This is a genomic window from Apilactobacillus zhangqiuensis (assembly GCF_019656215.1).
GTDB lineage: Bacteria > Bacillota > Bacilli > Lactobacillales > Lactobacillaceae > Apilactobacillus > Apilactobacillus zhangqiuensis.
On sequence record NZ_BPLK01000004.1, the window covers coordinates 41,590 to 54,190 of the forward strand.

Annotated in this window: 4 protein-coding genes; 2 read left to right on the forward strand and 2 right to left on the reverse strand. The window is 40.1% G+C overall.

Going from position 1 to position 12,601, the window contains the following annotated elements; translation table 11 throughout:
* Positions 1 to 6: 6 nt before the first annotated feature.
* The gene (locus K5Q07_RS04740; protein ID WP_054606172.1) at positions 7 to 237 is read right to left on the reverse strand and encodes a hypothetical protein; all 231 of its coding nucleotides are present in this window, start codon (positions 235 to 237) and stop codon (positions 7 to 9) included.
* Positions 238 to 392: 155 nt separating this feature from the next.
* On the opposite strand from K5Q07_RS04740, the gene K5Q07_RS04745 reads away from it, so the two are divergent.
* Both K5Q07_RS04745 and K5Q07_RS04750 read left to right on the forward strand, forming a co-directional pair.
* A complete protein-coding gene (locus K5Q07_RS04745) occupies positions 393 to 2,027 on the forward strand; it encodes a glycosyltransferase (RefSeq protein WP_220729946.1) in 1,635 nt (544 codons plus the stop codon).
* 2 nt (positions 2,028 to 2,029) lie between these two features.
* Positions 2,030 to 3,544: a glycosyltransferase gene (locus K5Q07_RS04750; RefSeq protein WP_220729947.1), complete on the forward strand. Its 1,515-nt coding sequence runs from the start codon at positions 2,030 to 2,032 to the stop codon at positions 3,542 to 3,544.
* 42 nt (positions 3,545 to 3,586) lie between these two features.
* Here K5Q07_RS04750 and K5Q07_RS04755 read toward each other — a convergent pair whose 3' ends face one another.
* Entirely contained in the window at positions 3,587 to 12,412 is an 8,826-nt protein-coding gene (locus tag K5Q07_RS04755) for a DUF5776 domain-containing protein (protein ID WP_220729948.1), read from the reverse strand.
* Between the last annotated feature and the right edge of the window lie 189 nt (positions 12,413 to 12,601).

The following is a 12,601-nucleotide window of genomic DNA, read 5'->3' on the forward strand; positions in this document are numbered from 1 at the left end:
TTAGTATTATTTGCTAATCTTTAAATCTAAATCGTCACCAATGTGTTCGGTGTAATTAAAGCCAGCTTCTTTGAAGTATTTCTTTAATTCATCATTCACATTCTTTAGTGGACGGCGATCTTCCTTTTGTTGGAATGCCTTAATATCGTATGCGGAATTATCTGAGTCCACATTGACGAAATTGTATTCCACATCCACTGTGTTTAGAATTTGTTGAATTAATTGTCTTTCTGTCATAATTATCCTCCCAATAATACTTCACTATTTATTGTAAGACTAATTTAGACATTTGTTAAAAAATCATGTAAAAATCTTTCTTAAGATTTTCTTTACTCAAATTTATCTCTCACTGCGTTATAATAATTGTAACTACATAAAAAGGAGTATCCGATATGAATTTTTTCTTAAATTCTAGCTTTAACGAAAAAAACTCCGGGATTGAACATGCCCAGTTAAAACGTGCAAAACTATTCGAAAAATTCGGCGAAGACTATCGTTTGGTCTTTCGTGAATGGAATCCATTGCTACACTTCTACCTAAATAACAATGGGATTTCTGATAAATACATTCTAAACATTTTCGATTACTTCCAAAAAGCTACCGATGTTCAAAAAAAGACAATCCGTCCAAAAGATATCAACTTTGGGGTTACTAATCTTAGATACGAAGAAGAAAAAGATAACAATCGTGTAATTGTATACAGCAAGAATCAAATCGTTGCTCGTATCAACCTATTTGGTAAGGATATTACCAACGATCAAATCGTTAAATCAGTTGAACTATTCGATGGATTTGCCAACCTATATCGTGTGGATTTCTACGACTACCGCGGTTTTGTCTCAATGGCTCAATGGTATACTCCTGACAATAAGATTGCGACTGAAACTTGGTACACTCCTGAAGGTCGTCCTGCAGTCGAAGACTACTTCAGATTAAATGCTCAAGGTAAAATGGAAAAATCTGGTTTCAAAACCATCGATGAAAGCGGCACTGTCCGCACCCACAACAATATCGTCGGTTTACTTCAAGAATTTCTTGAAAAGATTAACGTCGAATTCATGGACAAGGACCATCCAAACATCTACGTGATGGATCGTTCTGACTACTTCGAAGAAATTTTGGAAAAATTGAGTTCTCCTACCTACACCGTCTTGCATCTACATAACTCACATGCCGGTGATGCTCAACAACCAGATACTTCAATCATGAACAACAACTACGAATACTCATTGACCGACGCCAATAGATATGACGCCATTGTTTCTGCTACCGAAAAACAAACCAAAGACGTTAAACGTCGGTTCAATCCAGATGTGGATATGTTCACCATCCCCGTTGGTGTGATTAAAAACGAAGAACTAAAGGGTCAACACATTCCAATGAAGGATCGTAAACAACACAGTATTGTCGTAACCGCCAGAGTGGCTCCAGAAAAGCAAATTAACAAGATTATTGATGCCATGGGAATGGCCAAAAAAGAAGTTCCAGACATCAACATGGATGTTTACGGATACGTCGACCACTCAAATAATGATATTGCGATGAAGCGCATCAACGCCTCACTAGACGAATATGACCTAAAAGATGCCGTTCATTTACACAACTACACCAATGACGTTACCGGCGTACAAAGAAACGCCCAACTATACGCACTCGCTTCTGTCATGGAAGGTTTCAACCTTGCTCTAATGGAAGCTCAAGCTCAAGGTGATGTTGGTGTAACCTTTGATACCAACTACGGTCCAAACGAATTAATCGTCGATAACGAAAATGGTTACGTCGTGGATTATGACGACACCAAGGCCCTATCGGATAGAATGGTCAAACTATTTACGGACGATGAACTACTACAAAAGATGTCAAATCAAGCTTATAAATTATCAAACCGTTTCTCAGAAGACAGTGTTTGGGCAGATTGGAAACAACTAATCGACTCTGCTAAGCATACTTGGCAAGACAAACTAAAAACTTATCACTTCGACATCAAAGACGGTCTAAGCGATATGGAACACACCGAGGAGGCCTAATCATGAGCAAGAAATTTTTATTCGTGAATGAAAACATTTTTACATTCAATTCGGGAACTGAATTTTCAGCCATGAACCGAATCAAACTGTTTAAAAAATATAACGTTGATGCCAAGATTGTTACCAGAAACTACAACCCTTCATTGCATCAAGAAATTAAAAAATACGGTATCGACGATGACGATATCATCAACATGTATGACTACTTCCAAGGCGAAATGGGACCTAAAAAGCACCACGAATTCTTGCGTTACTCTAACCTAGTCGACAAACATGAATACAAGATTAATGGTGTCGACAACAACAAGTCCTACATCGAAAAATTAGGTCAACGTGTCGCAAAAGTTTCCATCTTTCCACTTACTGTTGGTGAAATTGGTAACGTTGATTACTACGATAACTTCGGCAATGTCTCAAGTAGAGATGTCTTCGACTATCGTGGTTTTAAATCCAAGGAAATCTACATGCATCCGGATGGCAACATTGGTCATGAACTAGTCTTAAATAAGGCTGGCGATCCGGTCATGGAAATCACCCACATGAACGTTGGTAACCAATTATTACCTACCATGTTTAAGCTATTAAACTACAATGGTAAAACATTACGTTTCAATACCGAGGATGAACTATACTCATTCTTCTTAAGCGAAATTTCCGACAAGGGCACCGTCATTATTAACGACCGTCCATCATTAACCGGTGTTGTTGGTGACGTCAAATCCACCAAGCATAAATACCAAATCATGCATAACGAACACACCGAAGATGCAACTGAAGCCGGCAATCCTAAGGCGAAGTTATTCGATAACCTAGTTCCTCTATTTAAGGACTACCAAAAGAGCTACGAAGGTGTTATCACCCCAACCGAAGCTCAAAAGAAGGACTTGCAAAAGCGTTATCCAAAGATGAAGTTCTACTCTATTTATGACGCCGCTATCTTTGATTTACACAAACCAACAACCGATGTGACAACTCACGAAATCACATACATGGGTCGTGTCTTTAGAGATAAGAATGTCTCTGAATTGATTTCAATCATCCCTGCCATTAAGCAAACCATCCCTGATGTCCACTTAACCATGATGGGCTACTTTGAATCGGGTCAATTCAAAAATGAATTAGACGAAATCATCAAGCAATTGAATGTTTCTGATAACGTCTCAATGATCGACTACAAAGTCGGCAAGGAAAAAGAAAACGTCCTAGAAAATACCCGTGTCCTAGTCCAATCATCCAAAGGTGAAGGACTAAGTATGGCACTAATCGAAGGTCTAGCTTACGGAATTCCTGAAGTTGCCTACGACGTTAACTACGGTCCAAACGAAATCATCGATGATGATAAGAATGGCTACCTAGTTAAGTCCGGTGATATCGGCAAACTAGCTACTCAAGTAATCGACCTTTTAGGAAACGATGAAAAACACAAACGCCAAAGTGAACAAGCAATTGCTAAGGCTGATAAATTCAGTGCCGATAATGTAATGAAACAATGGAAACAATTCTTTGAAACCATTTAAAACAAATAAAAAGCCCCTATCAATTCGATAGGAGCTTTTTTATTATTCTTTATTAATCCAGGTCTTGTTAGCAGTAATGTATTTACCATGACCGATATATAGTCTAGTGATTCCCTTGTATTGAACAACCTTTTGTACCTTCACCTTGTGACCTGCCTTGATTTTACCCACAGCATGTTTCTTGGCAAAAATTGGGCTGTTGTATATCACGATTCCCTGACTTCTGATTACACGGTAATAAGTATTATTATTTTGCTTTTTAATTGCATAATAACCCTCTGTGTAATCGGAACTATCAACGAAGTTTCCATGAATCTTCAATTGTAAGTGACCATCTACATATCTGTATCCCGAAACTTTGTGAACTGAAGTATGTTTTCTATCAGTGTTTATATTGTAAACATATTTAGGAACGTTATCGAAATCATTTCTAAGTGCCACGTAATTCTTGTTAGAAGTAACGTATTCACCATTGCCTAGATATAGTCTGGTAATCCCGTTGTATTCCACTACTCTTTCAACCTTAAACTGAGACCCATATGCCATGAATCGTTTACGTTCCGATTTGCCGAGTTCGACATTACCGTAAACCCAAACACCCTTATGGGCAGAAACGATGTATTCGTTTGTAGGTTCATTAATGGAGTGATACTTACTGTTGTTGACATTAATATTATTAATCTGAGCTTCATATTGTACCTTTAATGAATCCGCTTGGCTATTTAGCTTGGATTGTTCATTATTCAAGGCTGCAATTGATGTTGCCTCTTGTTGGGCCTTAATAATGTTCATTGCGTTTTCATATTCGGCAGTAATTGAATCAGCAATGACCTTGGCACGTTCGTCAGAAACTCTGGAAGCCGCACTTTGTGCACTGCTCATTGCCTTTTCATTAGCAATCGCTTGCGAACTCAATTGAGCATCCCTCTGCGCATTCAATGAAGCCACAGCACTCGAGTATTCAGAACTCTTTACTGCCATCATGCTATCAAATTTGGAGTTTGCTTGGGCGATTGCTGATTGTTTATCACTTTCAACCTGTGAATTTAACGATGCCATCTGACTGGCAAACACTGAGTTAGCTGAATGTGAGTCAGCATAGTATTGACTTTCCAACGAATCTCTTTGAGAACTCATGTCATTATCGGCAATACTCTTTGCGACACTGGCAGCACTTTGCATATCAGCTTGCGCCTTGCTTTGTTGAGCAGCAATTAAGCTATCGTATCTATCCTTAATTGATTGTTCAACATCAGCATTTGATTTGGCTAAACTATCCAACTTAGCTTGAGCAGAACTGTTCATTGCATTTCTAACATCTTCGATGGCTTGACTAGCTGCTCTTGACTGTGCAGAAGTTTGATCATTAAACGATTGAACTTGTTTTGCATAGGAATCTGCATATGAGTCGGAAATGGATTTAGCCACACTGGCAGCATGACTGGATGCTGAATTAATGGTTGAATTCATGACCGATTGAGCAATCGATGATGCTGCCTCGCTATCAGCCTTGGCCTTGGAGTTAGCACTTGATAGTGCTGCTGAATTGGCAAGTGAGATGGCAGTTGATTGTGAACTAGCAAAACTTTCCGCAGCAGATTTAGCGGCTGATACAGCTGAATCACGGATGGAGTTGGCATTATTTGAGGCGTAAACACTATCGTTGTAAGCTTTTTGTTGCGCATCACTTAATGCCTTGGAGTTGGCAGCATTCAATGAAGCAATGTTGGAATTAGCAACACTTTCTGCCAATGATTTAGCCGCTGAAATAGCGTCTTGGGCACTATTAGAAGCTGCAATGCTATCAGCAATTGACTTAGCCTCTACATCACTTTGTGCTTTGGCATTGGCAGCATTGATTGAATCAATGGCTTCTTTTGCTTGTGATGATGCCATGCTCTTGGCTTTAGAAACGGCATCTGAGATATCACTTTGTGCCTTTTGTTGCGAAGAAATACTGTCAGCCGTTGATTGTTGTCTTGCCTTACTCAACTCATCTTCGTACTTGGCTTGTAGTGAAGAAATTTGTTGAGCAGCAATGCTTCTTTGAGCCTCTTGCGCAGCCGTAATGGCTGATTGAGCACTTTGCATAGCTGATACACTATCCTGTTGCGCCTTTTGTTGCGCAGCTGAAATAACAGCTTGATTAGAACTGTTCAACGATGAAATCAAAGAGTTCGCCGAGTCTTGGGCGGATTGTCTAGCTGAATCTAGAGCTGAATTCTTAACTGATTCGGCACGACTTGATGCAGCCGTACTGTCATCTAACGCCTTTTGTTGGGCTAAACTCAATGCCTTAGAATTGGCAGCAGATTGACTATCCAACGCGGCGGTAATCGATTGTTGAGCAGATACACTTGCCGCACTTAGTCGAAGGTCGTAGAGGCTTTGGGCCATCATACTATCTTGAGTCGCCTTTTGTTGAGCTTGAGCTAGTGCTTTGGCATTTGAATCAGCAACGGCAATTGATTGTTGTTCGGCAATGCTTCTAGCGACTGATTGAGCTGATGAAACAGCACTATTTCGTGCTTCATCAGCCGCCACACTAGCAGCGGTCAAACTGGCTTGATATTGGGAAGCTTGATCACTTAGTACCTTCGCATACGAATCTTGAATGGCTTTAATTTGAGCATCGGTGACCATCTTAGCAGCAGATTGAGCTGATAAAATGGCCTCACTCATCAAGGAATCCGCGTAGTTAGAAGCGGCGGTACTATCTGCTTGAGCCTTGGACTTAGCATCAGATAATGATTGAGCATTTGCCGATGACTGATCAGCAAACACGGAATTAGCGGAGTCCTGAACTGATTTTTGGGCTGATGCAATCGCTGAATCCATGATTGATTTAGCGATTGATGATGCTTGAAGACTGTCTGAGTTTGCCTTGGAAATAGCTGCAGATAAAGCTGCTGAATTGGCAGTTGAGGTTGCAGTTGATTGAACAGCTGCTAATGATTGAGCTGACGCAATTGCATCGTCGACAGCTTTTTGCATTGCTGCTTGCGCTGATGACGCTGCATTTTGACTATCTGCACTTGCCTTGCTATATGCAGATTCTAATGCTTTGGCGTTAGCACTTGCCACTGTTTGAGCCTGTTGTGCCGCTAAGCTATTGGCTGTCTCGACAGCATTTTTAACGGCATCTGCTTGAGCATCCTCGTAGGAGTTCGCCAATTGACTTTGTCTTTGAGCATAAGACGAATTCAATGAATTAATCGAATTTGAGTTCGCCGTCGATAAACTATTTGCATAGCTTTGAAGTGCACTAATGCTGTTAGCAGCATTCTGCGAATCTTGTTGGTACTTAGCATTTAAAATATTAACTTCCTTGGCATAGGAATCTGAAATACTAGTTGCCCTTTCGTTGGCTTCAACAATGGCTAAACTATTCTTTAAAGTCGCTGCAAAACTATCGGCCATCAAGCTACTAATCTTATTTGAGTAACTGTGCATTTGTGATGTTGCACTATCAATCTTGGATTGGGCAGTTGCGGAACTAGCCGATGATTCCTTTTGCAAACTACTGATATAAGTGCTGTATGAATCAGCAAGTGATTGTCTTTCTGTCGCAACGGAACTTCTGGCACTCTCAGCAGCAACACTTTGTTCATAGGAGTTCTTTGATTCTTGAGCAGCAAGAGAAGATGCTTTGGAAGCCGCTTCAGAAATGGCTGCGGATGATTGAAGTTCAGCTTCATGGGCCGCACTTTCAGCCGATGAAATTGTGACATTAAAACTAGCTTGCATGCTGCTAAGTTGATTTTGATAATCGATAACTTCATTTGAAGCTAAATCTCTATCCGCTTCTAGACTATCAATTACGGCTTCATAGGAAGCAACAACTGATCCATAAGAACTGGCTGCAACGGAACTATCGTATAGAGCTTGACTGGAAGCTGCAGAACTAGCTGCTGATAGACTATTAATTGCGGCTGAATTGATGCTATTTTGAGCACTCGCACTTGATTCAAGATCCACAATTGATTGGTTGGCACTACTGATTTGATTACGCAAATCATTAATAATCTTGTCGTAATCAATATTTAAACTATTAATTTGTGATTGATATGATTCATTTAGAATTCGTTGAGCTGATGAAACAGCACTATTCTTATCGTTTTCAGCAGCAATCGATGCCGCTGTAGAATCCGCTCTTGATTGGTTGGTTAAACTATCAATGGTTTTAGAATTCTCGATTGATGTAGCAATCGATTGTGCGCTGGCAGCCTCTTGAGCTTGACTCTTGGCCTTAGTGATTGCGTCACTCACAGCTGAATTCATTAAATCGGTAGCTGCCTTGGAATCACTTTCGGCCTTTTGACTCAATGAGTTAATCGCCTTGGCATTTTCGGCAGCAATCGACTTAAGTTGTTCTGCTGCTTGCTGTGAAGCAATTGCTTGCGCGGATTTAACTGCTTCATTAATTGCTGATTGTGCACTATCGGCAGCGCTTGATAAATCATGTTCGTTCTTTTTATTCAAGTCATCAATTGAAACGGAGTTAGCACTGCTTTGGGCCGAGAATTCAGTTAAAGCTTGGCTAGAAGCAACACTGGATGCCTTTGAAACGGCATCACTAATCGCTGTATTAGCACTACTTTGTGCTTGGTTTAATTCTTGGCTCCTTTGCGCATTAATTGCTGCAATGGCCTGACTGTTTTGATCAGACAATACAGCAATCCTTGAATCAGCATCCGATTTAGCGGACGCAATTGCTGAAGCGACTGCGGAATCCAATTCCGTTTGCGCCTTTTGAGCGACCGCTTTGGAATCAGCAATTGATTGGTTTGTTAAATCTTCGATAGCTTGAGCGTTGGCTGAAGACAATTTGGCAGCCTCAACACTTGCTGAATCTTGGGCAGACTTAACAGCACTATTCATCGCACTACTTGCTTGTTGTGAAGCATTGACCAAGTCATTTTCAGCCTTACTTTGCAGATCCTTGATTGTAGCAGAGTTTGATCTAGCAACGGCAATCGAATCTGCATCTGCCTTAGCTTGAGCATTACTTTGAGCCTTTTGTACAGCCGCTTCAATTGCAGATTGAGCACTGTTAGAAGCATTGATTGAATCTTGTTGACTCTTTTCCTGCAAACTACTGATTGCACTAGCGTTATCATTTGCGATTGATTGCGCAACAAAACTAGCAGAATCTTGTGCTGATTTCACTGCACTATTAATTACAACAGTGGCAGATGTCATTGCTGTTTGCATATTACTATCAAATTGAGTTTGCAAATCCAAAATCTTAGCAGCATTGGCTTTTGAAGTTGCTTTGGACTCTTCTGCTGCCCTACTTTCCGCTAATGATTTGGCATTATCCGCCGCTTGTGAAATGGCCACACTGGCACTATTGGATGCGTTAATAGAATCTTGTTGACTCTTTTCCTGCAAGCTATTAATTGCACTTTGGTTTTGGGTGGCAACTGATTGTGCTACCGAGTCCGCTGAATCTTGGGCAGACTTAACCGCGCTGCTCATAGCTGATTGAGCATCATTTAAAGCTTGAAGCGAATCAGATTCATATTTAGCCCTTAATTCATCAACTGCCTTAGAATTACTAATTGATGTCGCAGTTGACTGAGCGTTGGCAGAATCAATCGCTGACTGCACAGCACTGTTAATTGCTGCTGTCGCTCTATCGGATGCTGCCTTTGAATCAGCTTCACTCTTTTGTTGAAGTGAACTAATGGCCGAATTGTTATCATCTGTGATTGATTGAACCAAGCTATCAGCATTTTGTTTAGCCGCAACGCTCGCTGCCGATAACGCATTAGCGAGATTATCCGCGGCTTGTTGTGATGCCGCTTTAGAATCTGCAATACTTTGGTTTAATAAACTTTGAACCGCTGAGGAATTATCCGCACTTTGTTTTGCAAACGTGTCATTAGCAGAACTAGTGATACTTGTCATTGCTTTATCTAAAGCAGTTTGGGCAGCCTTAGAAGCAGCAGTAAATGCCTCGAGATATTGGGCTTGTTGTGCTGAACTGCTTTGAGCAAATTCGGCTTGCAATGACGCAATCGTACTGTTGAAAACACCTTGAGCAGACGCACTCATCGAATCAGATGCTGACTTCGCAGCACTGTTAACAGCCGTGTTCGCTGAATCACTCAGCGATTGAATAGCAGCTTGATAGCTGTTGTTCAAACTATTGGTCAAACTTTGGTTGTCACTAGTTAACTTCGCCATTTCATCGACAGCAGAATTTTGTACGCTGGCAACTGCACTGGATCTTAATGAATCTGCCAGACTTTGAGCGGCTTGTGAATTAGCAAGTGATTGTTGGCTCAAACTATTTAACATTGTTTGAATTTGGGCGTTAACCTGAGCAACCGTTTCACGGTTAACTTCTTGCATTGAATCCGTCGCTGCTTGAATAGCATTATTCTTATCAATAATTGCTTGGCTAGAAGCAGCGGTCAGACTATCAGCATATTGACTTTGTAGCTTTGCCAATTGTTGTGTGTTTTTTAAAACCAATGAATCTTGAACTGACTGAGCAGATGATTGCAATGACAACAATGTCGCATTCACTGCATTTGCCTTATCGATAGCAGCTGAACTATTTGCCGAAGCAAGCAAAGATTGAGCATTTGATGATGCAATACTGTTAGCGATGGAATTAGCCTGACTAGATGCCAAACTAATTGCATCTGCGATTGATTGGTTCAATGCTGCTTTCGAACTTTGAATGTATGCAGCTGCCGAAGAATTATTAGCAGAAGCGATTGAATCTGCACTTTGTGGTTTAGGTGCAACGTACATCAAGAATCCATAATGATCCTTGATAAGTCCACTGGTGACATAGTAATTGGAATCCAGTTTATTGGTATCTAGTAACGATGCGTGGAGGTCTTGTACTGATGCTTCATTGAAGTCCGGTACAATGTTTGGATCGTAACCATAACTAACGGTACCCGTTCCAAAGGCTTGGCCGGTTGAATCAATAAAATCAACCTTGGTGGTTCCAGTGATGTAGTTTCCATTTACTAGAACTTGGTATTGTCCATTGTTGTTAATCACATTACCATTAGCCAAGTGAAAATTACTGTAATCAAGATTACCTAAGTCGACCAATCTTGGATTGTTATTGTTATCAAAGACAATTGTTCCAGTTCCATGAGCATTCCCATTTCTATCAACAAAAGTTGCGTTGAGCGTCTTGCCAATATTATTTGGTAAAACTTCCATGGTGAAATTATCATCGTTTTGGTCCTTAATCAATTGACCATTAGGACTGATGTGATAATTACTATTGCCCAAGTTACCGTAATCCACCAATTGAGCAACGTTGTTGCCATTCACGTTCACTTGACCAGTGTATGGATTCCCGTTGGCATCCACGACAGTGACACCCTGATTGGTGAAAGTTACGGTCGATGTTCTCGCATTCTTCAAAACGCCAATCGTGTAGACACCATTAGCGTTGGCTTGAGCAGAAGTTTTAGTGGAAACGTGATAACCACTAGAATTCAAGCTAGTAGTATCACCTAACGTGGTTGTTCCATCCGCATTTAAATAAACATATCCAGAAAGTGGATTGTTGTTACTATCGGTTAAAATTTGATTATTTGGTGTCACAAATTTTAGTGTTGCTGTTTGTTGGTTAACAATTAGTGCGTATTGGCCACTATTATTGGCATCTACTGAAATGCTTGGTGTAGCAGAATTTGGTACATAGTAGTACTTAGTTGGCAAACTGCCCAATGTATACGTATTGGTAACACTACCATCGTTATTGATATTAACTGTACCCGTTCCAACCAATTGACCGTTGGTGTTGTAGAAGTTCAATGGTTTGGGTTTGGCAGCCGGTGTTAACGTTACGACATAGTTATAGTTAGAATCCATTGATAGCTTTGATCCAACGTTTGCAACATAGTTAGTACCATTTAAGTTGTAATAACTAGTCACCTGCTGCAATGCGTTGTTGGAACTATTTAATACTGCCATTCCGATAGCTCGATTACCATCGGTTCCGGTAATTGGATTCCTGTTGGCATCATAAAAAACTACCGGTGTCAAAAAGGTCGGATTTGTCCCCTTAATTTCAACGGTAACAATTGGCGTTCCCAGGTAGTTTTGTCTAAGTGCTGCGTTGGAGGTTAATACGTACGTGGTTCCTGGACTGGTAATATTGTAAGGATTATTTAATTGGTTAACACCATTTGCACTCGGTGTTGACGAATTTAAGATTTGGTAATTATTTGCATTGGTATTGTTCGCCATAAATCCTTGAAATGCTCCACCACCAAGTTGTTGCAAATTATTGGCGTCATTGAAATAAACCGTTTGTGGTGTTGTTCCGAAGTTATCGCGATAACTTAATCCTTGTGTTAAATTAGAACGATAATTAGCTGCATTACTATCAATATTACTTTGTGCAGATGAAGCCATTTGATCGATGATTGATTGCGCTTCTGACAAACCAACTCCATTCAACGAATTGTTGGAATTACTGCTTTGAACGTTGCTGGAACTTGTATCTAAACGATTTTCATTGCTACTTTGCGAATTGTCAGCACTAGTATCTGAAATGGATTTAACAGTTGCACTTGATTGCACGTTAGCCGAACTAGACTCACTGGTTGATAATGCATCAATTGAGTTAACGGTGGCGCTAGTGCTACTTCCGCTTACCCCTGTACTTATCTGGTGACTAGCATAAGTACTATGATGAACAACGGCTGCTTGTTCCCTATCAGTATCGTCTGCTAAAGCGTTAACCTGATTGGTCATTAAAGTAAAACTGGCCGCACCAAAAAGAGCAAAGGATGAAATCGATACTACGACCCAATGTTTCTTTACTTTTTTCAAAATTTTCTTATCGTTGAACTTTCTGATTTTGTTCTTGTTGTATTTCAATGAAGGACACCTCCTCTTTTAAAATTCGATAATAATTAAATTAAATTATTTTTATACAACGAATATAATATATTATTAAAGCAACGATTGCCGTAGCAAACAATCGGTTTTAGAAAAACTTAAAGAAATACAACAACAATTAATAAATCGATTAAAAACTTTATTATAATTAATGTTTATACATACCTT

Bases quoted from the DNA above. Each gene is read 5' to 3' on its own strand.
- K5Q07_RS04740 (WP_054606172.1), bottom strand. From the start codon at position 237: ATGACAGAAAGACAATTAATTCAACAAATTCTAAACACAGTGGATGTG.
- K5Q07_RS04745 (WP_220729946.1), top strand. From the start codon at position 393: ATGAATTTTTTCTTAAATTCTAGCTTTAACGAAAAAAACTCCGGGATT.
- K5Q07_RS04750 (WP_220729947.1), top strand. From the start codon at position 2,030: ATGAGCAAGAAATTTTTATTCGTGAATGAAAACATTTTTACATTCAAT.